Raw genomic sequence first — 22,117 nt, forward strand, 5'->3', positions numbered from 1 at the left:
TGAGCGCGGCTTAATCGCCACCGGCTTCGAATGAATCGTAGAACAGCCGGTCAGCTGGCAGTCCTGCAGCGGTGAATTCATCGCGGGCGGCATGAATCATGGGCGGTGGCCCGCTCATGTAGACATCAAAGCCACTCAGGTCCGGATGGTCAGCCAGGACCTGGTGGTGAACAAAACCCGTGGCACCCGCCCAATCACCGTCGCTGGCGGGCTCGGAGAGCACGGGCGTGTAATCGATGGCGCCATGCTGCTCGGCCCACTGGCGTGGCAGTTGGTTCAGGTAGAGGTCGGGCTCAGCGCGTGCACCCCAGTAAATGTGCATCGGACGGGTCGTGCCGACCTGCAGGGCGCGCTCCACAATGCCTTTGACAGGGCTGAAACCGGTGCCCCCACCCATCAGAATCATTGGCCGGTCGCTGTCTTCGCGCAAAAAGAAGTTGCCAAGTGGCCCTTCAAAGCGCAGCAAAGCACCGGGCTGCATGGTGGTGAAGGCGTATTCCGAGAACACGCCGCCGGGCAGATGGCGCACGTGCAGCTCCAGCAGGCCGTCCTCCCGGGGTGCGTTGCCGAGCGAGTAGCTGCGGCGTTGGCCGCCGCGGAGCAGGATGTCCAGATATTGCCCGGCGAGGAAGGACAAATGCTTATCGCGGGGCAGTTTCAGGAAAATTCGGCGGACATCCGGTGCGAGGTCGTCGATCTGCTCCACACGGGCGGGTAGCCGCTGCGGAATAATATCGCCGGCTTCCCGGACTTCCTGGACCCGGATGACGAGGTCGCTGCTGGCTCTGGCCTGACAGAACAGGGCCTTGCCCGCGGCATCCTCGCTGGCGTCGATGGCGGGTGGCAGGCCATCGGGATAGGCGATGGCGCCTTCAACGAGCTCGCCTTTGCAGGTGCCACACGTGCCATTGCGACAGCTGTAGGGCAGCATCAAACCGCTCCGAAGGGCGGCGTCGATGACGCTTTCGCCCTCGTCGACGTTAAAGGCGTGGTCGGTATCTTCGATGCGGACCTGATAACTCATCGGGTCTCCTTGTCGAGGCCCAGCTCGGGCCAGAGTTCATCGACGCGGGCCTTGATGGCCGCATCCATGGTGATCGCGCGGCCCCACTCTCGATCCGTTTCTCCGGGCCATTTGCTGGTGGCGTCAAACCCCATCTTCGAGCCGAGCCCGGAGACAGGCGAGGCGAAATCGAGGTAGTCGATGGGGGTGTTCTCGACCGTCACCGTGTCTCGTGCGGGGTCCATGCGTGTGGTCATGGCCCAAATGACATCTTCCCAGGCCCGGGCGTTCACATCCTCGTCCACCACAATAATGAATTTGGTGTACATAAACTGCCGCAGGAACGACCAGACCCCCATCATGACGCGCTTGGCATGCCCCGGATACTGCTTTTTCATGCTAATGACGGCCATGCGATAACTGCAGCCTTCGGGGGGCAGGTAAAAGTCCAGGATCTCGGGAAACTGCCGCTGCAGGATGGGCACGAACACCTCGTTGAGGGCCACGCCCAGCACCGCCGGCTCGTCAGGCGGACGGCCGGTGTAGGTGCTGTGATAGATCGGGTCATCGCGATGGGTGATGCGATCAATGGTGAATACCGGAAAGTCATCCACCTCGTTGTAATACCCGGTGTGATCGCCAAATGGGCCTTCCGGGGCCATGTCACCGGGGTGGATATGGCCCTCGAGCACGATTTCCGCTGACGCGGGTACCTGCAGATCGGAGCCAATACAATTCACCAGCTCCGTGCGACTGCCGCGCAGTAGCCCGGCGAAGGCGTATTCGGACAGACTGTCGGGGACCGGTGTAACCGCACCGAGCAGGGTCGCGGGGTCGGCGCCCAGGGCAACGGCAATCGGAAAGGGCTCGCCGGGGTGAGCCTGCTGCCAGTCACGAAAATCCAGGGCGCCGCCGCGATGGGAGAGCCAGCGCATGATCACGCGATTGCGCCCGATGACCTGTTGGCGATAGATCCCGAGATTCTGGCGTTTTTGCCCCGGGCCGCGGGTGATGACGAGCGCCCAGGTAATCAGTGGACCGGCATCCTCTGGCCAGCAGGTTTGAATGGGGAGCTGACCAAGATCGACGGCCTCGCCTTCAAGCACGTTTTTCTGGCAGGGCGCACTGCGCCGAACTTTGGGCGCCATATCGAGCACTTTTCGAAAGACCGGCAGGTTTTGCCAGGCCTCGCGCATGCCCTTCGGCGGTTCAGGTGATTTCAAAAAGGCCAGCAGCTCGCCGATCTCACGCAGGGCTTCGACGTTCTCGGCGCCCATCCCCAGGGCGACGCGCTCCGGCGTGCCGAAGAGATTGCCCAGTACGGGTGTGTCATGCCCTACCGGGTTTTCGAAAAGAATGGCTGGCCCACCCTGGCGCAGGGTGCGGTCGCAAATCTCCGTCATCTCCAGGGCTGGATCGACGGGCGCTGTGACCCGCTTGAGTTCACCGCGTGCCTCAAGCTGGCTGATGAAGTCTCGGAGGTCTTTGTACTGCATCGGCTTATCCGCTCCCGTCAGGCGCGAATTCGGCGACAACCGGTGTGTGATCGGAAGGCCGGTCCCAGGTGCGGGGATCGCGCTCGATGGTGCTGGTGCGCAGTTCGGCGGTAACGGCCGGGCTGGTCAGAATCAAATCGATTCGCAGCCCCCGGTTGCGCTTGAAATTATTCATTCGGTAATCCCACCATGAGAACGCGCGCTCCGGCTGCTCGAAGGCCCGGAAACTGTCGGTGAAGCCGAGATCGAGAATCTGGCCCAATGCCTTGCGCTCGGGTGTCGAACACAGAATCTGCTCATGCCACTCCTCTGGGTCGTGCACGTCGGCGTCCGCCGGGGCGATGTTGAAGTCGCCAACCACCACCACCCGCTCATGCCGTTCAAGCTCGGCGGCTAGCCAGGCCTGAAGCTTGTCCAACCAGCCCAGTTTGTATTCGTACTTGTCGCTGCCCACCGCCTTGCCGTTGGGGACGTAGAGGTTGATAAACCGCAGGCCATCCACCGTCGCGCCCAGGACGCGGCGCTGCGGGTCTTCCAGCCCCGGAAGGTCGGTCATGACGTCGTTAAGTGGCGAGCGGGCGAGCACGGCAACGCCGTTATAGGTTTTCTGCCCAGCATAAGCGACCTCATAGCCTGCTTCACGGATCGCCTCGCTCGGAAACTTCTCGTCGGTGAGCTTGGTTTCCTGCAGTCCGAGAATGTCCGGCTGAGCGGCTTCGAGCCAATCGAGAACGTGGGGCAGGCGGACGTTCAGGGAGTTGACGTTCCAGGAGGCAACTTTCACAGCGCAGGGCTCCTATGGGGGTTTGACACCAACTGGGGATTGTAACCGCTGCCAATGATGAGCGCAGTGCTGATGGGTTCAGTCAGGGGTGGATTGCATCATCAAGACCGCGAAGCGGGACTCGGCGTCATGCCACTGGTGACTCACCACCCAATCGGCTTCGGCGGCCAGGGCCGTGAATCCCGCGATGCTGTACTTGTGAGAGGTCTCGGTGTGCAGGCTCTCGCCGGCCTCAAGCTCGAATGACTCGCCGGCCATCTGGACGGACACAGGCCGCTCGCAGACCAGATGCATCTCAATGCGTGGAGGGTCTTCGAAATACCGCGCTTCGTGGCGGAAGGCCGCGAGATCGAAATTGGCGTCGAGCTCGCGGTTGATCCGCACGAGCAGGTTGCGATTGAACTCGGCGGTCACCCCCTCGGGGTCGTCATAGGCGGGAATCAGGACTTCCGGGGATTTGTCGAGATCGATCCCGAGCAGAAAACGTGCCCCATCCCCCAGCAGGGTGTGGCAGTGACGGAGCAGGGCATGCGCGTTTTCGGCGGTGAGGTTGCCAATGGTTGAGCCCGGGAAGAACCCCAGTCGGCCCGTGTGTGCCGGCAGATCAGGGGGCAGGTCGAAGGCGGTGGTAAAGTCGGCCACCCACGGGTGAACGGGCAGGTTCGGTACCTGCGCGCGCAGCGTCTCGGCCGCCTCGGCGAGGTACGCCGCGGAGATGTCGAGCGGCACGTAGCCGGCCGGCTGCTCAAGCGCACGCAGTAGCGGTGCGGTTTTGCGGCTTGAGCCGCTGCCAAGCTCCACGACAAGGCTGTCGGTTGGCACGACCGCCGCGATATCGGCCAGGTGCGCGTCGAGAATACTGATCTCCGTGCGGGTTGGGTAATAGCTCGGTAGGCGGGTGATGGCCTCAAAGAGCTCCGAGCCGCGCTGGTCGTACAACCAGGTCGATGGAATGCGATGACCCGGCTCACGCAGGGCCGCGAGGACGTCATCCTTCAGGGTTTGAGTCATAGTCGTATCCTGTGTGCTAAGCGTCAGGGCGGCGTGGACGCCGTGGGTGTTGTGCGCAGTTGCAGGTGTTGGCGCATGCGCCGGGCGACGGCGTCCACGGCGATGTTCAGCAAGGCGGTGATGAGGATCAGGACCATGGCGCGGTCAAAGCGCAGCTCCTGGATTGCGCTATCCACATAGAAGCCGAGGGTGGTGATCCCGAGAATCCCGAGGATGGCGGTCTCGCGCATGATGATTTCCCAGCGATAGAACAAGAACGCGAGGAAGGGCCGGTAGAGCCGCGGGACCACCTCGTGGGTATAACGGTTAAAGCCGCCCACGGCATCAGGCCGCAGCGAGAGCTGGTTGCTCTGGCGGCCGATGAGATGACCGATGATCGCGCCATTGTGGATGGCCAGCGCCGCAACGGCGGGCAGCATGGAGGGCCCCCAGAGCTGCAGCAGGATATAGGCGAGCAGATACTCGGGCGTTGAGCGGCCGATGATAAGCAGCGCGTTGCCGCCGCCCCGGGTGATGGGCCCCGAGAAAAGCCGCGAGATCAGCGGGAAGCTGATCAGCGCCAGCACGCCAGTCGCCACCAGCGCAATCTGGGTCAGTACGAGCGTCGCGCCGATGCCGGGCAGCGCCTGGTTGACCAGCAGATCCCACAGCCAGGGGCCAAGCCCCGCTAAGCCCTCACCGCTGCGCAGCGGTGCCGGGATGATGTCCTCGGTGAAAAACCGGGTGGCATTACCCCAAACAATGGGCAGCCCCGTGCCAAGGAAAAACGGCGCGGCCAGCAGGTAGAAAGGCACCAGACGCGGACGCACCCACAGGCGGAGGCTGGCAATCAGCGCGAGGAAGAGCAGGAGCAGCATGCCGACCTCGCCGTACAACCCTTCGCCATAGGCGCTTTCCAGATAAAAGCCGAGCGTGGGCATGCCCACAAAGCCAAGGATGGCACTGGAGCGCATGCCGCATTCCAGCCGGTAGCTGGTGTAGCTCATGAGATGGGGCCACACATCGGGGACCCGGGCATACCAGAAGGTGGAAATCAGCCCACTGCCCGCCGGTAGCGCGCGTGCCGGGCGCGCATCGCCTTCCTCAAGGATCTCGCTGTACACCCGGGCAAAGACCGCGGCATAAGGCAGCGCGATGGCGAGCACCCCGGTGAGTGGGTGTAGCCCGAAAAACTGCAAGAAGATCAGGGCCCAGAAGAGCTCATGAATCCCCCGAATAAACGCGCAGGCACCACGGACCCAGCGGTGGTGAAACACCAGGGCGAGCCCCATCCCCGCGATCGCGGCGAGGCCCACGCCGGTAAAGGCAAACGTGATGGTGCGCAGCAGCGCGGTGCCCGCCGTATCCAGGGTGCGGAAATCTGGCTGGATCAGGCCGTGGGCGAAACGGCCCAACTCCGCCCAGGGGGAAATGGAGCGGATCTCGAAGTCCGCGAGCGCCACGCAAACCAGCGCGATCGCGACCAGCCACAAGCTGGTGCGGACCGTTGGAGACGATAGCGCGGTCCAGGCCAGGGGGCTGCGCTCAGTAAAGCGCATCAAGTGCCTCGGTCTCGACGGCGTCGGCAGCGACATCCATCGCGATCAGGCCATGGCGAATGCCGACAAGTCGGTCGGCATAGCGCCGAGCCAGTTGCAGATCATGCATGGCGATCACTGCGGTTTCATACTGCTCTGTGAGGGCTTCCATTACCCGCTCAGCCCGGGGGCCATCCAGGGCTGAAACGGGCTCATCGGCGAGTAGCACATGGCCGCCTTGAAAAAGGGTGCGGGCGACGGCCACGCGCTGGCGTTGTCCACCCGAGAGTTCACCGGTGCGGGCCCAGAGCGTTTCAGTCATGTCGAGGCGCTCAAGCACAGCCGTGACGCCCTTCACCTCCCGCCGGAAAGGCCGGATGAGATTGGCGAGGTTGTACGCCGCTGAATGGTGACTGAGTTGGCCCATAAACACGTTATGAAACACGCTGAGGGTTTCGACCAGGCCAAGGTCTTGCGGCATCAGCGCAATATCTCGGCGCGTGCGGTCGTGCAGTAACGCGAGCAGCGTGGACTTGCCAGCGCCACTGCGCCCCACGAGGGCCACGCGTTCGCCCGCGTTAATGTCGAGGTCGAGTGGACCAAGCACCGGCTGCCCGCCGTAGTCCGCGCGGGCGCCGGTGAGGGCAAGTGCGCTCATCAGTCAATCAGACCAATGGTCTGTGCGGTTTCTTTGAGCCCCGCATAATCGTCGTTGGAGACGGGGACAAAGCCGCTGCGCGGGAAGCGCTCCAGCAGTTCGGGGTCGTCCATGGCCAGCAGCGCGTCCTGAACCCGGTCGGTAAAGCCTTCGCCAAACCGCTCATCGACATCGCCGCGGATGCTCCACTGGTAGTTCAGATAGCCGGGTGTCTCCCAGATCACCTGGACTGAGTCGGTATCAATGTTGCCGTCGGCGAGTTCCCGCTCCCAGACAGCGAAATTGATGGCGCCGACCTCGTAGCTGCCACTCTCCACCAGACGCAGTGTCCGGCTGTGGTTGCCACTATAGCCGACCCGCTCAAACGTTTCTTCAGGGGCTTCCCCTAACTGATCACGCAGATGGTACTCCGGCATGAGTCGACCGGATGTGGAGCTCTTGGAGCCAAAGGTAAAGGTCCTGTCACGGAGCGCGGGCCCGAGCGTGTCACTGGGGCTCAGCCCTGTGCTTTCGTGGGCGATGAAATAGGAGCGGAATCCCTCATCTTCAACCCCGCGGGCCAGCGCCTGCGAATCTGGCACCCGGGCACGGGCCTGCACCCCCGAGAGACCACCAAACCAGGCGAGTTGGACCTGATTGTTGCGAAAGGCGGTCACGGCGGCGGCGTAGGATTTAACCGGGACGTAGCGGACCTCAACGTCGAGAGCCTCTTCAAGGTAGGCCCCAATGGCGTTGAAGCGCTCTTCGAGCTCGCTTTCATCCTGATCAGGGATCGCGGTGAAAACGAACACCTCGGCTTGAGCGGGCAGGGTCATCAGCAGCGTGAGGACGATGGCTGTCGCAAGGGAGCGTAGGGTTTGCATGATGTGGTCCTTGTCTTTGATAGATTAGCGCGCGCAGGTTCGGAACCCGGCGATGAGGTCGTTGCGCCCGGGGGCGAAGAAATTGCGGGTGTTGATGTTGAGATGCCGACGGCGGGTTGCCCAGCTGCCACCGCGCAGGACGCTGCGACCGTCCTCAAACCAGGGCGCGGAGTATTCGGCATACAAGTCCGCCTGGAAGCCGGGATACGGCGCAAACGGCGAGGCCGTCCATTCCCAGACGTTACCCAGCATCTGACGGCAGCCAAGGGCACTGTCGCCCTCGGCTAGTCCGGCCACGTCGACCGTACCGACCCGGTAGCCGTCGGTATTGGCATGGCGGCTGTCACCCGGGGCGTTGCCCCAGGGGTAGTGACGTTTGCCCGGTTCGAGACCGTTGTCACTGGGTACGCGACTCGCGGCCATTTCCCATTCCGCCTCGGTGGGCAGTCGCCGGCCGGCCCAGCGACAGAATGCCTCGGCCTCGTACCGACTGACATGAGAGACCGGCGCATTGGGTTGCATCGGATACCAGGCGTCAAAATGGCGGACTTCCCAGCCGCCCGGGCCGCTTCGCCAATAGACCGGTGCCGCCAGTTCACTGGATTCCCGCCAGGCCCAACCTTCGGCTGACCAGTAGGCCGGATCGCGATAGCCGCCCGCCTCGACAAAGGCCGCGAACTCGGCCTGCGTCACCGGGGCGCGGGCAATTCGGAACGGCGCAACCTGAATGGTGTGCGCGGTCTTTTCGTTGTCGAAGCGAAAAGGGACATCATCGTCGGCGCCGAGCGTGTGCTCGCCGCCGGGTATGGCGACATCGCCCTCAATCGCGCCGGAGTCGACATCCGCCAGGCGCGCTGGGGCGTCGATCACCGGCGCCGGATCAGCGAGTGTCTGACGGGTGTAGGTAAAGGCCTCACCGTGCATGTCCTCGTGAAAAACCGCGAGCTGCCAGACATAACTCGTGGCGGCATCGGCCATGCCCTCGGGCAGGCGTGCCGCCATTTCGTCACGGATCTGGCACAGATAGCCCAAGGTGTCGTCTAGTGTGGGCAGGGCGAGGTCCCAGCGGTCATCGTGAGCGACGCCCATGGAGTCATACAGGCGCTCCGCATGGGGGATCTGGTAGTCGCTCAGGCCCTGATGAAGGTGCAGGAAGAAGTGATCGTAGAAAAACCCGACATGGCCGATCTCCCACTGGGGCGGATTGACGATGCTAAGCTTCGGGCCCATGCGGCGTTCTGCCGGCAGATCGCCGGTCAATGCCAGTGTGCGTTGACGGGCGTCATCCAGCATGGCAATCAGATTTTCGGAGGCGACAGGATGAGTCGGTGGGGTCTGAATCATCGTGGGCTCCTGTTCGGGGGTAATTCATGAAGATCGGACTGGTGACGCCAGCTGCACCGGGCTCGTTGGCCGGCAATCGCGCCACGGCGACCCGCTGGGCGAGCCGGCTGCGCGCGGCTGGGCATCGGGTGCGCGTGCGCGAGCGCTGGGACGTCGGTGATCCGGTTTTTGATGTCCTGTTGGCGCTCCATGCCTGGCGCAGTGCGCCGAGCATTGCCGCGTTTGCCGAGCGCTATCCGGATCGGCCACGGGTGGTGGTTTTGACCGGAACGGACATTTATCGCTTTCAGCATAGCGACCCGGCGGTCACCAAGGCCAGTCTCGGACGTGCTCATGCGCTCATTGGACTGCATGATCATGTCCATCGTGATATCCCCGCCCGGTTTCACCCGATCTTGCACACCGTCCATCAGTCGGCTTCGCCGTTGCCGCCCAGTTACCGCGGCCCGTTGACTGATCGCTTCGAGCTCTGCGTTGTGGGTCACCTGCGTGAGGAAAAGGACAGCCTCCGCGCAGCGCTCGCCGCGCGCGATCTGCCCTCGGACTCGCGCATTCGCATCACCCAGGCGGGCCGTGCGCACACCGCGGAATGGGCGCAGGCCGCTGAGGCTGAGGCTGATGCCAACCCGCGTTATCGATGGGTGGGCGAGATCGGTCAAGGCGCGATTCGGCGGCTTTATGCCTGCAGTCGCGCGATGGTGATGAGCTCGGTGATGGAAGGCGGTGCCAACGTGGTCTCGGAGGCTTGTGTGGCCGGGCTGCCGGTGCTGGCGAGTGACATCCCGGGCAACACCGGGTTGCTTGGGGATCATTACCCTGGGCTCTATCCAGCCCAGGACACCGCCGCGCTGTGTGCGTTGATGTCTCGCACGGAAACGGACCCCGACTTCCTTGCCGATTTGGCGATGCGCTGTCGAGCGCTTGCGCCCCGCTTTACGCCGGCAGCGGAGCAGGCCGCCCTGTGTCGCGCCATTGATGCCGCCGTTGAGCATGCTCACGGCTTGAGCTGAACCGGTTCGAGGGCATCGCCCTGCGGTTCTACCTGGCCGATGATGGCCGTGTGCGGATAGCCGAGATCCTTGAGTTCACGCACGCAGGCATCCGCCTGCTCAGCCGGCACACTGGCCAGGAGCCCGCCGGCTGTCTGCGGGTCGAAGACCAGCGGATAGCGGGGATGGTCCAAGACGGTCTCGGCGTGACGGATGGCGCGGCGCAGCCGCACGTTGGCGGGTTGTAGTGAGCTCAGAATACCAGCGGCCACTGTCTCCTCCGCCCCCTCAAGCACGGGCAGTGCAGACAGCGTCAGCGTGGCGTCGACTTCCGAGGGGCGGGTCATTTCTACCAGGTGCCCCAACAAACCAAACCCGGTGAGATCCGTGCAGGCCGTGGCGCCCTGGCGATGCAGGCACTGGGCTGCGAGACGATTGGAATGGCGCATCGAGCGAAGCGCCTCGTCGATCCAGCGCCCCCGGGTCGCAAGACGGGCATGCGCCGCAAACAAGGTGCCCGTGCCGATGGGTTTGGTGAGTATCAACACATTGCCGGGCTGCATGCCGCCTTTGCGCATGATGTGATCAGCCTGGTCGTCAATCAGGCCGTTGATGGCGAACCCGAGTGCAAGCTCCTGGCCCTCGCCGGTGTGGCCACCGACCAGTGCACAGTCCGCGTCGTTCAGGATCTCGAGCGCCCCAGCCATCATCTGGTAAACCGTATCCTCGACTTTCGACTCCAGGCCCTGCGGCACCGTGGCGACGGCGGTGGCGGTCTGTGCCTCGGCGCCCATGGCAAAGATATCGCCAAGGGCATGGTTGGCGGCAATCTGGCCAAAGATATACGGATCATCGATAAAGGCCCGAAAGAAATCGACGGTGTGCACCATGGCCTTGCCGGGCGGGACGCGCACAACCGCGGCATCATCGGGCGCGTGGAGCCCAATGAGGACGTCCTCCCGGTCCACGGGCTGCAGGGCGCCGAGTGCCCGCGACAGGGTAGAGGCTCCCACCTTGGCGCCACAGCCGCCGCAGCGCATGGCGACCGCGGAGATGGCCTGTTTGGCTTCTTCCCCCTCCAGTGCCACGCGTGAGCGCGGTCCGCGCCGCGCCGGTTCTTCCATAGCCGGCAGCTCATTGAACCGCGCCATGAAGCGGCGGTCGATCCAGTCCTTCCATCGCCACAGTGCCGCGCCCTCGGCGCCGAAAGGCCCGCGAGAGGCCACTGCGTATTGATCGCCTGTGCTGATCAGCGCAAGCCAATGGCGCTGGGGTCGATACTGCTGCGGTTCTCGATCCTCCAGCGACAGGCGCAGGTTGCGCGCCAGCGGCCGGCCCTGGCGAACGGCGAAGACGCCCGCTTTCTCTCGGGGGTGGTTGACCATGCTCGCGATGTCGCCGGCCGCAAAGACGTTCGGGTCCGTCACCGTCTGTAGCGTATCGGTGACCTGAATGAAGCCACTGTCATCCAGTGCGAGTCCGGTGTCCCGTAGCCACGGCGCACCGCCAGCCCGAGTCACCCAGACCACCTCATCGGCGTGATGGTGTTGGCCATCGACCGTGGTCAGCCCCGTCGCATCGACACCCGTCACTTCGGCGTTGCAGTGAACGGCCACGCCGCGTTCACCCAGCACGCGGGCGAAACGCCGCTGCACATGGGGCGCATGGGTGGGGAGTACGGTGCGGCCGCGCGTGAACAGCGCGAAGGCCAGTAGGTCCGGGTTCTGCTTCAAGGCCTTTAGCTCGCTGCGCAGTCGATGCTGCATTGCCAGCAGCAGCTCAACGCCCCCGGCGCCGCCGCCCACAACCGCGATCCGCATCGGCCCGGGCGTTGAGCGCACCCGCTCGAGCAACGCCAGCCAGCGGTCGTTGAAGCGGTGGATGGGTTTGACGGCGACCGCATGGTCGGCGGCGCCACCGGTGTTACTGAGCTTCGGCGTTGAGCCAATATTGATCGACAGCCGGTCATAGGGGATGGCGGGGCGATCGCTGCAAATCACCTGCTGGCCTGCACGATCAATCCCGGTGGCTTCGGTGCGAAGGAAACGCGCACCAGCGAACTCCGCGAGGCGGCGCAGATCGATGTGCACATCGTCATAGGCGTAATGCCCTGCCACGTACCCGGGCAGCATCCCGGAATAGGGGGTATGGGTGTCGCGGCAGATCAGCGTCAGGCGGATGCCAGGCGCCGGCTTCATGCCAAACCGCCGCAACACACCGACATGACTGTGGCCGCCGCCGACCAGAACGATGTCCCGGAGGACCGGCTGCTGGGTATTCTGCATGTTGGTCTCGTTCAGGAAAGAGGAGCGGAGGCGGCGCTCAGGCCGCCAGTCCGCTCGCCTTCAAAAGGGGTTCGATGCTTGGCTCGCGACCGCGGAAGTCTCGGAAGAGTTTGGCGGCATCCTCGGATCCGCCCTTCTCCAGGACATGCTCCAGGAAGGCGCGACCCGTTACCGGGTTGAAGATGCCTTCTTCGCTAAAGCGGGCAAAGGCATCCGCTGAGAGGACTTCGGCCCACTTGTAACTGTAGTACCCGGCAGCGTAACCGCCCGCGAAGATATGCGCGAAGCTGTTTGGGAAGCGGTTAAAGGCCGGTGGTCGCACGACGGCCACCTGATCGCGCACGGCCTCGAGTAGCGAGAAAATTCGCTCGCCGGTTGCGCGGTCATGCTCGACGTGCAGGCGCAGATCGAACAGGGAGAACTCCAGCTGACGGACCATCTGCATGGCGGCCTGGAAGTTGCGAGCGGCCGTCATGCGCTCGAACAGCGTCTCAGGAATCGGCTCGCCGGTCTCGTGGTGGGCCGCGAACAGATCCAGCGCCTCGCGCTCCCAGCACCAGTTTTCGAGGAACTGACTGGGCAGCTCCACAGCATCCCAGGCCACGCCATTGATGCCGGCTACACTCGCGGCATCGACGCGGGTGAGCATGTGGTGCAGGCCATGGCCGAACTCGTGGAAGAGGGTTTCCACCTCGCCATGGGTGATCAATGCCGGCTTGTCCCCCACCGGTGGCGTGAAGTTGCAGGTGAGGAAGGCCACCGGTGTCTGGAGTGCGCCCCCGTGCCCCATCCGGCCCCGAGCAGTCGCCATCCAGGCCCCGCCGCGTTTGTGCGAGCGGGCATAGAGATCGGTATAGAACTGGCCGCGCAGATCGCCGTCGGCGTCGTGGATTTCGTAGAAGTGGACATCGTCATGCCAGGTGTCGACATCCGTGCGCTCAGTGATGGTGACGGCAAAGAGCCGCTGCACAACGGCGAAGAGGCCCGCCATGACCTGATCAGCCTGGAAGTAAGGGCGCAGGTCCTCAGGCGAGAGCTGGTAGCGTGCCTCGCGCAGCCGCTCGCTGTAATACCCGACGTCCCACGCCTCGAGCTGGGTGCGGCCATCGAATGTCTTGGCGAAGGCCTCGAGTTCGGCGTACTCCGCACGCGCAGCGGGCACGGCGCGCTCGGCGAGGTCTTCAAGGAACGCGATGACCTGATCGGCGGACTCCGCCATTTTGGGCGCAAGTGACAGCTCGGCGTAGTTCGGATACCCAAGCAGCTCCGCCTGCTCCTGACGCAAATCGAGGATTTCTGCCATCAGCGGGTGGTTGTCCCACTGCCCGGCGTTTGGCCCGGTATCTGAGGCCCGAGTCGTGAAGGCCTCGTAAACACGCTGGCGCAGGTGACGGTTGTGGGCGTGGGCGAGCACCGCCTGTACCACCGGCATGTCGAGGGTGACTCGCCAGCCGTCGACACCCGCCTGCTCGGCCTTTTGCTTCATCACGCCCAGCGCTGAGTCCGGAATCCCCGCGAGATCACCGGCCTGGGGGGTGTCCCAGTGCCAGGCATCGGTGGCGTCGAGCAGATTCTCCTGGAATTTGGAGGCGAGTTCGGCGAGCCGGGTTGCGATGGCGGCATACCGCGTCTTGGCCTCGTCCTCGAGGGCCACGCCGGCCAGCTCGAAGTCGCGCAGGGCGTTGTCGACGCTTTGGCGCTGATCCTGCTCGAGGCGCTCGTAGTCCTCACTCTCGCTCAGCTCCCGAAAGGCACCGTACAAGGCCGCGTTCTGCCCCATTTCCGTGTGATAGGCGGACAGAGCGGGTAAGCAGGCGTTGTAAGCCGCACGCAGCGCCTCGGTGTTCATCACGGCATTGAGATGCGAGACCGGCGACCAGACCTTTTCGAGGCGGTCTTCGAGCTGCTCGAGCGGGGCGACGAGGGTGTACCACGTGTGAGGGCCGGGTTGCGCGGTGATGGCCTCGATGGCGGCGCGGTTGTCCGCAAGGACTTGCTCTACGGCTGGCTGGATATGCTCAGGCCGAATGTCGGAAAAGCGAGGCAGCGCGTCGGTCTCGAGTAGGGGGTTGGTCATGGTTTTGCCGTGAGCTCCGTTGATGGGCGGGAAACCTTATAATCTCTAGGGTAGAGGCTGACGATACCGATTTCGAGCGCAGGCCACGCCATAAGTTCGCCTGACGGTCGCAGGCTGGGTCTGAGAGAATATAAAGCGATATTCACGATAACCAGGAGCGGGCTATGGCCGACGAGGCGCAGACGTTTGATCTGATATGCATCGGGGGCGGCAGTGGCGGCATCGCAACCGCGCGACGGGCGGCGGCGCATGGGGCACGATGCGCGGTCATCGAATCAGACCGGTTGGGTGGGACCTGCGTAAACGTGGGCTGTGTGCCCAAGAAGATTATGTGGCAGGCGGCCCATGCCGCCGACGTCATGGAGCGGGCCGCCGACTACGGTTTCTCGGGTGTCGCGCCACGCCATGATTGGCAGGCCCTGGTCAGTGCCCGTGCAGCCTACATCGAGCGGCTGAACGGCATTTATGCCCGCAACCTCGACAAGGCTGAGGTGGAAAACATCACCGGCCATGCCCGGTTCGTGGATCCCCACACCGTGGAAGTGGACGGTACCCGCTATAAGGCGGAGCGGTTCGTCATTGCCACCGGCGGCGTGCCTGGCCGGCCCGCGATCCCCGGCGGTGATCTTGGGATCGATTCAGACGGATTTTTCGACCTGCGTGATCGACCGGAGCGCGTAGCCGTGGTTGGCGCTGGGTACATTGCCGTCGAGCTGGCGGGCGTACTCCACGAACTGGGCAGTGAAGTCCAGCTTGTCGTGCGTCGCGAACAGCCGCTGCGGGAGTTTGATGCCGCCATCCAGCAGGCCTACCTGGATAGCATCGAGCAGGGCGGCCCCACGCTGATCAATCACTTCACGCCGGCCGGCCTTGAGGCGGCGTGGGGAGGATACGCGCTGCACGCCGAAGATGGTCGCAGTCTGGAGGGCCTTGACCAGGTGGTCTGGGCCGTCGGTCGTGTTCCGAACACCGACACCCTGGGCCTGGACGCCGCAGGGGTGAGCACCACCGAGCGCGGCACCGTGCCGGTGGATGACTGGCAGGTCACCAACCAGCCACACATCTTCGCGTTGGGTGATGTCACGGATAACCCCTATCCGCTGACCCCAGTGGCCATTGCGGCCGGTCGACGGCTGGCCGATCGGGTCTGGGGTGGCCAGCCCGAGCGGCGCCTGGATTACCGGGATGTGCCCACCGTGGTGTTTACCCATCCGCCGATTGGCACGGTCGGGCTGACCGAGGCGCAGGCCCGCGCCGAATACGGGGATGAGGTGCGGATCTACCAGACGGGCTTTGTGCCCATGGACTTCGCCCTGGCGCCGGCTGAGGCCAAGCAGCGCAGCACCATGAAGCTGGTGTGCGTGGGGGAGGACGAGCGCGTGGTCGGCATCCATCTCTTCGGCGTGGGCAGTGATGAGATGCTGCAGGGATTTGCGGTTGCGGTGCGCATGGGCGCGACCAAGCGCGATCTGGATGACACCGTCGCGATCCACCCAACCAGTGCGGAAGAAGTGGTCACCATGACCTAATCATAGGGGAACCCAGGTCATGATCGAGTCCTATCAGCAGATCAGCCCACAGATCGCCGAGACCGCGTGGATCCATGATGCCGCTGTCGTCATCGGCGACGTCACGCTGGGCGAGGCCGTCTCCGTGTGGCCAACCGCCGTCCTGCGCGGTGATGTTCATCGCATCGAGATTGGTGCGCGCTCCAACATCCAGGATGGGGCCATTGTGCATGTCGCCCATGAGGGGCCGTTTCAGTCAGGGTATCCCGCGGTGGTCGGCGAGGCCGTTACGGTGGGTCACCGGGCCGTTATTCATGCCTGTGAGGTGGGTAACCGGGTGTTGGTTGGCATGGGGGCCATTATTCTGGATGGCGCCGTGATTGAAGACGACGTCATCATTGGCGCCAATACGCTGGTCCCGCCCGGCAAGCGCCTGGAGAGCGGTTATTTGTATCTGGGGAGCCCGGCCAAGGTGGTTCGGCCTCTCACGGCCAAAGAGCGCGAGCAGCTGCCCTATTCAGCCGATCATTATGTCCGGCTTATGGGCCGTCATCGGGGTGACGCCGAGGACTGAGCCAGTTGGGGGCGCCTCGCGAGCAGGACCTGAACCACACTGGGCGTTGCCGCACAGGTCACGAGGGTGACCAGGGTCATGGCACCGTAGAGGGTGGGTGGGACCACCTCCGGGCCGAATCGCCGGGCCTGATCCATGATGACCATGGCGATCTCGGCCCGCGGGACCATGCTGACGCCGAGGGGCAATGCACTGCCTCGCGGGGCTGCCCAGCGGGCGGGCAGGGCCGTGCCAACCAATTTGCCCGCCACAGCGGCTACCAGCAGGCCGGCGCCGGCACTCAGGGCGCCGATCAGGGCCGTGGGGTCGAGCTTTAGGCCAATCCCGATAAAAAAGAACGGCGCCAGAAAGTCGTGGAATACGCGGTAGGCCTCGTCTTCGCGAACCCGGCTCGGGGCCTTGCTGAAGATCAGGCCCGCGAACAGTGCCCCCACGGCCAGAGAAAAGCCGAGCAGGCCGGCCATCGCGGCGATGAGGCTGCCCAGCGCGACCACCACCAGCATCGGGGCCGGCGGCCTCTCACAGCTGGCGAGGAAACGGGCAAGCGGCGGCTCTCCCCAGCGGGCAAAGAGCCAGCAGGCGGCCGCGAAAGCCACAAGGCTTGTTAGCAGGGTGGCCGTTGTGCCGGCAACCGTGCTCCAGGCGATGGCCTCCCCGGTTTGCAACACCGGGATCAGGCTCAACAGCACGGCCATCAACACGACCCCTGAGATGTCGTCCAGCTCGGCCACGTCGAGGGCGACTGATCCACTCTCGCTTCCCAGCGCGCCGGCCTGCTGCCAGGGCGGGATCGAAACGCCGATGCTGGTGGCCGTCAGCGCGACACCGGCGACGCCAGCCGGCAGGGGATCAAAGCCAACCCAGCGCGCGCCCGCATAGCCGGCGAGCCCAGCGGTGATGACACTCACCACCCAGATCAGGCTGGCGCCCGGAAGCTTTGCGAGCAGACGACGGGGGGCACTCTCGAGGCCAATCCGAAAGAGCAAGGCAACCAGCCCCAGCGCCGCCAACAATTCAAAGGCGGTTATCACCGGGGTGTTCAGCCACTCAAGCGGCGCGCCCACGAGCCGCAGCCCAAGGCCAATCAGGATATAGCCCACCAGGGGCGGGATGCGGAGCCACCCACAGACATGCCGCGCCATAACGGCAAGCAGCGTGGCCCCGCCCACCAGCATGACGAGGAGGGCATCCGGCGTGGCGCTGGCCTCAACGGGCATGCCGCTTAGGGGCGGGTGTCGTGCCGAAGGGTCTCGATTACGGGCTCGGTGCTGGGACGGATATGTCGCCAGAGTTCAAACGCGCCAGCGGCTTGCTCGACGAGCATCCCCAGGCCATCCCGGGTGCGGAATGCCCCGTTTGCCGACGCCCAGCGCAGGAAAGGCGTGGGTTCGGCCCCATAGACCATGTCATAGGCCGTGGCGCCGTCCGCGACGATGCTCTCGGGCAGTGTGGGGACCTCGCCATCCAGCCCGCTGGATGTGGCGTTGATGACCACTTCAAAGCGCTCGCCGTCCAGTTCGTCCAGTCCAATGCCCTCGACACCGCCGATATCGTCAAAGGCGGCGGCCAGAACCTGGGCGCGCTCAGCTGTCCGGTTGGCGATCACGAGGTTGGCGGGCTGCTCAGCGAGTAACGGTGCGAGGACGCCGCGGGCCGCACCGCCCGCACCGATGATCAGTAGCCGTTTGCCGGCGAGCCCCACGCCGAGGTTGTTGCGCAGGTCATTGATCAGTCCTTCGCCATCGGTGTTGTCTCCATACAGGCTTTCGCCGCAAATGAGGGTGTTGACCGCACCAGCGCGTTCGGCCCGCTCACTGCGCTGCTCGGCCAGGTCCCAGGCCGTCTCTTTAAACGGCACGGTGACATTGGCGCCGGCACCGCCCTCCTCCTGGAATGCCGCCAGCGCCTCTGCAAAGCCGTCCATGGGCGGCTCGCGACGCTCGTATTCCATCTGCTGGGCTGTTTCCTCGGCGAATAGCCGATGAATGCGGGGAGAGAGTGAATGGCCGACTGGATGGCCAAAAACGGCGTAGAGATCCATGGTCACCTCCGGTGAATCAGTTGTCTCAGTGGTCGGTGAGCCAGCCAGCCACTTCCTTGGCGAAATATGTCAGGATGGCATCTGCGCCGGCTCGCTTGAACCCCAGCAGGGCCTCCATGACGCAGGCCCGCCGGTCCAACCAGCCGTTCTCGAAGGCGGCGCTGAGCATGGCGTACTCCCCGCTGACTTGATACGCGAAGGTGGGAACACCGAACTGCTCGCGGACCCGCTGAATGACATCCAGATACGGCATGCCGGGTTTGATCATGACCATATCAGCACCTTCAGCCAGATCGAGTGCGACCTCGCGCAGGGCCTCGTCGCTGTTGCCCGGGTCCATTTGATAAGTGCGTTTATCACCGCCAGCGAGATTGCCGGCTGAGCCCACTGCATCCCGAAACGGGCCGTAGAAGGCTGAGGCGTACTTGGCGGCATAGGCGAGAATGCGCGTCTCACTGCAGCCATCAGCCTCCAGAGCCCCCCGGATGGCCGCGACTCGGCCATCCATCATGTCAGAGGGGGCGACGATGTCGGCGCCGGCCTCGGCATGAGAGCGCGCCTGGCGCACAAGCGCATCCAGGGTGAGGTCATTGGCCACGTAACCCGTCTCATCCAGCAAGCCGTCCTGGCCATGGAGGGTGAACGGATCAAGGGCCACGTCGGTGATGACGCCGAGTTCGGGCACGTGGGCCTTGACGGCCCGCACCGCCCGCTGTGCGAGGCCTTGGGGGTTCCAGGCCTCAGCGGCATCCGCGGTTTTGGCCTCAGCCGGTATCACCGGAAAGAGCGTGATCGCGGGAATACCCAGGGCATCGAGGGCCTCGGCCTCGGCGACCAGCCGGTCCACCGTGCGGCGCTCGACACCGGGCATCGACGGGACAGCCTCGGTGCGGTCTTCACCCTCGATCACGAACACCGGTTGTATCAGATCATCGACACTTAACCGATGTTCACGAACGAGCCGCCGTGTGAAGTCATCGCGGCGCAGGCGGCGCAGGCGGGTGTTGGGGAAACCAGGTGTCGGGGTGTGCATGGTCACGGTGATCTCCGGCGGTCAGGCCGCGGGGCAGCGCGGCAGACGATGGGTAGCCCAGTCCAGGACCTGGCGCACCCGTGGCGCAGTTAAATGGTAGGCCGTGGTCTCATCCACCCAGCGCCACTCATGGTGCTCGGGCGTGCCCAGTTCCGGGGCAATACCCAGCACCACCTTGCGCGTCTCGGTCCGGGCCAGATAATACCGTGCGACCTTGCCGCGGGCGTAGGGGCCTGTCTCGATATAGTCCTCGCCCCAGGCGAGATCCAGTTCGGTTATGCCGGTCTCTTCAGCCACCTCTCGCCAAGCGGCCTGCAGCGGTGTCTCGCCTGCCTCGGTACGGCCCTTGGGGAAGTCCCAGTACTGATAGGCCCGCAGTAGGAGGAATCGCCATTCCGCCGCCTCCGGGCGCACGATCACCATGCCGGCGGACAGCGTGCGGGGTCGGCGCTTATTCATGGTAGGCAGGGCTTTGAGCCTGCACGGCTTCGATCATCGCCGCCACGTGGTCGGGTGGGATTTGAGGGTGAACCCCGTGGCCGAGGTTGAAGACATGGCCACTGCCGTGACCAAACTCGGCCAGCACGCGGGCGACCTCTGCCTGGATAACGTGCGGACTGGCATACAGTACACTGGGATCCAGATTCCCCTGCAGAGCGACCTGATCGCCGACACGGCGCCGGGCTTCGCTGAGAGACAGGGTCCAGTCAACGCCCAAGGCATCGGCGCCGCAACCGGCGATCTGTTCGAGCCATAGCCCCCCGCCCTTGGTAAAGAAAACCACGGGTATGCGGCGGCCATCCCGCTCACGAATCAGCCCTTCGATGATCTGCCGGGCGAAGCGTAGCGAGAAGCGCTCGTAGGCATCATGCGCCAGGGCGCCGCCCCAGGTATCGAAGATCATCAGGGCCTGAGCGCCGGCCTCAACCTGCGCATTGAGATAGGCGGTTACCGCTTGAGCGGTCTTGTTGAGCAGCCGCTCGAGGACCTCAGGCTGATCGTAAGCGAGGGCCTTGATATGCCGGAAATCCTTGCTGCTGGCGCCCTCAACCATGTATGTGGCGAGAGTCCACGGGCTGCCGGAAAAGCCAATGAGTGGCACTTGGCCGGCCAGCTCGCGGCGGATCAGGCTGACGGCGTCGGTCACGTACCGCAGCTCCGAGCCGATGTCCGGGACAGGCAGGGCATCGATCGCTGCGGCATCGCGGACGGGCCGTTCGAAGCGCGGGCCTTCTCCCGGCTCGAAGTAGAGGCCAAGCCCCATGGCATCCGGTACCGTGAGGATGTCCGAAAACAGAATGGCGGCATCCAGCGGGAAGCGTCGCAGGGGTTGAAGGGTGACCTCGCAGGCGAGCGCCGGATTGCTGCAGAGGCTCATGAAGCTGCCGGCTTGCGCCCGCAGTTCGCGGTACTCCGGAAGGTACCGGCCTGCCTGGCGCATGATCCAGACCGGTGTCCGATCGACCGGCTCGCGCAACAGGGCGCGAAGCAGGCGGTCATTGTGGAGCTCGCTGCTCACCGCTAGACGCTCAAATAGGCGAGGATGCCCTTCGCGGCTTCCCGGCCTTCCCAGACCGCGGTCACCACCAGATCAGAACCCCTCACCATATCGCCGCCGGCGAACACGTTGGGGTTCTCCGTTTGAAAGGCGTACTTGCCTTGCTTCTGGACCTTGACTCGCTCACGCTCATCAACGGCAATGCCATGCTCGTCGAACCAGGCGGGCGGATCGGGACGGAAACCAAAGGCAATGATGACGCGATCGGCCGGGATGATCTCCTCGCTGTCTGGCACAACTTCGGGCCGCCGGCGGCCACGCTCGTCGGGTGCGCCCAGACGGGTCTCGACCACTTTAACGCCCTCGACTTGGCCATTGCCCACGATTTCGACCGGTTGGCGATTGAAGCGGAAATCGACGCCTTCTTCCTTGGCGTTGTACACCTCGCGCCGGGAGCCGGGCATGTTTTGCTCATCACGCCGATAGGCACAGGTCACACTGGTTGCGCCCTGGCGCAGCGAGGTGCGATTACAGTCCATGGCGGTGTCGCCACCACCCAGTACAACCACCCGCTGGCCGCTCATGTCGATGAACTCGGAGGGGTCTTTCTGGAAGCCCATCAGGCGGTTGATGTTCGAGACGAGGAAGGGCAAGGCGTCGTAAACGCCCTCCATGTCCTCGCCCGGGAAGCCGCCGCGCATGGTGGTGTAGGTCCCCATGCCGAGGAACACGGCATCGTAATCGCGCTCAAGCTCTTCGTAGGTGATATCGGTGCCAACGTCGACGCCCAGACGGAACTCGACGCCCATGGTTTCCATGATTTCGCGGCGCTTCGCGATGACTTCCTTTTCGAGCTTGAACGGTGGAATGCCGAACGTCAGCAGGCCACCGATCTCGGGATAGCGGTCAAAGACCACCGCCTCCACGCCGTTGCGCACGAGGATGTCGGCGGCGCCCAGGCCTGCCGGGCCCGCCCCGACGATCGCGACCTTGTGGCCGGTGGCGACCACGCCTGACATATCGGGCCGCCATCCCTGTTTGAACGCCTCGTCGGTGATGTATTTCTCGACCGACCCAATCGTGACGGCACCGAAGCCATCATTGAGCGTGCAGGCGCCTTCACAGAGGCGATCCTGCGGACAGACGCGGCCGCAGACCTCAGGCAGCGTGTTGGTTTTATGCGAGAGCTCGGCGGCCTCGAACAGGTTGCCCTCGGCAATCAGCTTGAGCCAGTTCGGGATGTAGTTGTGGACCGGACATTTCCACTCACAATAGGGATTGCCGCATTCCACGCAGCGATCCGCCTGAGAGGCGGCATGCTCGCTGCTGAAATCACCGTAGATTTCCGTGAATTTCTGAACCCGCGCGCCGGCCGGCTCTTTGGTCGTGTCCTCGCGGGGCACGTCAATAAACTGAAAGTAATTGCCCATAACTCG

19 protein-coding genes are annotated in these 22,117 nt (G+C 64.2%); 3 read left to right on the plus strand and 16 right to left on the minus strand.

The features are described from left to right. Positions 1-10 precede the first annotated feature (10 nt). The 8 genes from SPISAL_RS01265 to senA form a co-directional block, all read right to left on the minus strand. Positions 11-1,024 carry a CDP-6-deoxy-delta-3,4-glucoseen reductase gene (locus SPISAL_RS01265; protein ID WP_016352659.1) on the minus strand — a complete coding sequence of 338 codons (1,014 nt, stop codon included), beginning with the start codon at positions 1,022-1,024 and terminating at the stop codon, positions 11-13. Next, on the minus strand, positions 1,021-2,499 hold the full coding sequence (gene ubiD / locus SPISAL_RS01270) for a 4-hydroxy-3-polyprenylbenzoate decarboxylase (RefSeq protein WP_016352660.1): 1,479 nt from the start codon (positions 2,497-2,499) through the stop codon (positions 1,021-1,023). The genes SPISAL_RS01265 and ubiD overlap by 4 nt, the downstream gene beginning before the upstream one ends. Before the next feature lie 4 nt (positions 2,500-2,503). Then, positions 2,504-3,283, minus strand: a complete 780-nt coding sequence (xth, locus tag SPISAL_RS01275; RefSeq protein WP_016352661.1) for an exodeoxyribonuclease III — start codon at positions 3,281-3,283, stop codon at positions 2,504-2,506. 78 nt (positions 3,284-3,361) lie between these two features. Beyond that, complete coding sequence (gene egtD / locus SPISAL_RS01280) at positions 3,362-4,294, minus strand: L-histidine N(alpha)-methyltransferase (RefSeq protein WP_016352662.1); 933 nt, start codon at positions 4,292-4,294, stop codon at positions 3,362-3,364. A gap of 23 nt (positions 4,295-4,317) precedes the next feature. After that, the gene (locus SPISAL_RS01285; RefSeq protein WP_016352663.1) at positions 4,318-5,832 is read right to left on the minus strand and encodes a PhnE/PtxC family ABC transporter permease; all 1,515 of its coding nucleotides are present in this window, start codon (positions 5,830-5,832) and stop codon (positions 4,318-4,320) included. Next, on the minus strand, positions 5,819-6,469 hold the full coding sequence (locus SPISAL_RS01290) for an ATP-binding cassette domain-containing protein (protein ID WP_016352664.1): 651 nt from the start codon (positions 6,467-6,469) through the stop codon (positions 5,819-5,821). Before SPISAL_RS01290 ends, SPISAL_RS01285 begins: the two co-directional genes overlap by 14 nt. Continuing rightward, complete coding sequence (locus SPISAL_RS01295; RefSeq protein ID WP_016352665.1) at positions 6,469-7,332, minus strand: putative selenate ABC transporter substrate-binding protein; 864 nt, start codon at positions 7,330-7,332, stop codon at positions 6,469-6,471. The genes SPISAL_RS01290 and SPISAL_RS01295 overlap by 1 nt, the downstream gene beginning before the upstream one ends. Before the next feature lie 24 nt (positions 7,333-7,356). Continuing rightward, complete coding sequence (senA, locus tag SPISAL_RS01300; RefSeq protein WP_016352666.1) at positions 7,357-8,676, minus strand: selenoneine synthase SenA; 1,320 nt, start codon at positions 8,674-8,676, stop codon at positions 7,357-7,359. 26 nt (positions 8,677-8,702) lie between these two features. On the opposite strand from senA, the gene senB reads away from it, so the two are divergent. Next, the gene (gene senB / locus SPISAL_RS01305) at positions 8,703-9,686 is read left to right on the plus strand and encodes a selenoneine biosynthesis selenosugar synthase SenB (RefSeq protein ID WP_016352667.1); all 984 of its coding nucleotides are present in this window, start codon (positions 8,703-8,705) and stop codon (positions 9,684-9,686) included. Here the strand turns inward: senB and selD are convergent. Both selD and prlC read right to left on the minus strand, forming a co-directional pair. Continuing rightward, entirely contained in the window at positions 9,671-11,950 is a 2,280-nt protein-coding gene (selD, locus tag SPISAL_RS01310; protein WP_016352668.1) for a selenide, water dikinase SelD, read from the minus strand. The two genes, senB and selD, sit on opposite strands and share 16 nt — an antisense overlap. Before the next feature lie 37 nt (positions 11,951-11,987). Then, positions 11,988-14,027 carry an oligopeptidase A gene (prlC, locus tag SPISAL_RS01315; protein WP_016352669.1) on the minus strand — a complete coding sequence of 680 codons (2,040 nt, stop codon included), beginning with the start codon at positions 14,025-14,027 and terminating at the stop codon, positions 11,988-11,990. Between the two features lie 164 nt (positions 14,028-14,191). On the opposite strand from prlC, the gene gorA reads away from it, so the two are divergent. Both gorA and SPISAL_RS01325 read left to right on the plus strand, forming a co-directional pair. Next, positions 14,192-15,556: a glutathione-disulfide reductase gene (gorA, locus tag SPISAL_RS01320; protein WP_016352670.1), complete on the plus strand. Its 1,365-nt coding sequence runs from the start codon at positions 14,192-14,194 to the stop codon at positions 15,554-15,556. A gap of 19 nt (positions 15,557-15,575) precedes the next feature. Further along, positions 15,576-16,109 (plus strand): gamma carbonic anhydrase family protein, encoded by a 534-nt coding sequence (locus tag SPISAL_RS01325; RefSeq protein ID WP_016352671.1) that lies wholly within the window; start codon positions 15,576-15,578, stop codon positions 16,107-16,109. Here the strand turns inward: SPISAL_RS01325 and SPISAL_RS01330 are convergent. Genes SPISAL_RS01330 through SPISAL_RS01355 form a run of 6 tightly spaced genes read right to left on the minus strand, consistent with a single transcriptional unit; the run spans position 16,085 to position 22,111 of the window. Further along, positions 16,085-17,326 (minus strand): cation:proton antiporter, encoded by a 1,242-nt coding sequence (locus SPISAL_RS01330; protein ID WP_016352672.1) that lies wholly within the window; start codon positions 17,324-17,326, stop codon positions 16,085-16,087. The two genes, SPISAL_RS01325 and SPISAL_RS01330, sit on opposite strands and share 25 nt — an antisense overlap. A 5-nt stretch (positions 17,327-17,331) precedes the next feature. Further along, entirely contained in the window at positions 17,332-18,150 is an 819-nt protein-coding gene (gene aroE / locus SPISAL_RS01335; RefSeq protein ID WP_016352673.1) for a shikimate dehydrogenase, read from the minus strand. Between the two features lie 25 nt (positions 18,151-18,175). After that, entirely contained in the window at positions 18,176-19,183 is a 1,008-nt protein-coding gene (gene hemB, locus SPISAL_RS01340) for a porphobilinogen synthase (protein WP_016352674.1), read from the minus strand. A 21-nt stretch (positions 19,184-19,204) separates the two neighbouring features. Beyond that, on the minus strand, positions 19,205-19,642 hold the full coding sequence (locus SPISAL_RS01345) for an NUDIX domain-containing protein (protein WP_016352675.1): 438 nt from the start codon (positions 19,640-19,642) through the stop codon (positions 19,205-19,207). Beyond that, positions 19,635-20,702 carry a uroporphyrinogen decarboxylase gene (gene hemE / locus SPISAL_RS01350; protein ID WP_016352676.1) on the minus strand — a complete coding sequence of 356 codons (1,068 nt, stop codon included), beginning with the start codon at positions 20,700-20,702 and terminating at the stop codon, positions 19,635-19,637. Before hemE ends, SPISAL_RS01345 begins: the two co-directional genes overlap by 8 nt. Positions 20,703-20,704: 2 nt before the next feature. Then, positions 20,705-22,111 carry an FAD-dependent oxidoreductase gene (locus SPISAL_RS01355; RefSeq protein ID WP_016352677.1) on the minus strand — a complete coding sequence of 469 codons (1,407 nt, stop codon included), beginning with the start codon at positions 22,109-22,111 and terminating at the stop codon, positions 20,705-20,707. Positions 22,112-22,117 lie beyond the last annotated feature (6 nt).

The organism is Spiribacter salinus M19-40 (genome assembly GCF_000319575.2).
In the GTDB taxonomy this organism is placed as follows: Bacteria; Pseudomonadota; Gammaproteobacteria; order Nitrococcales; family Nitrococcaceae; genus Spiribacter; species Spiribacter salinus.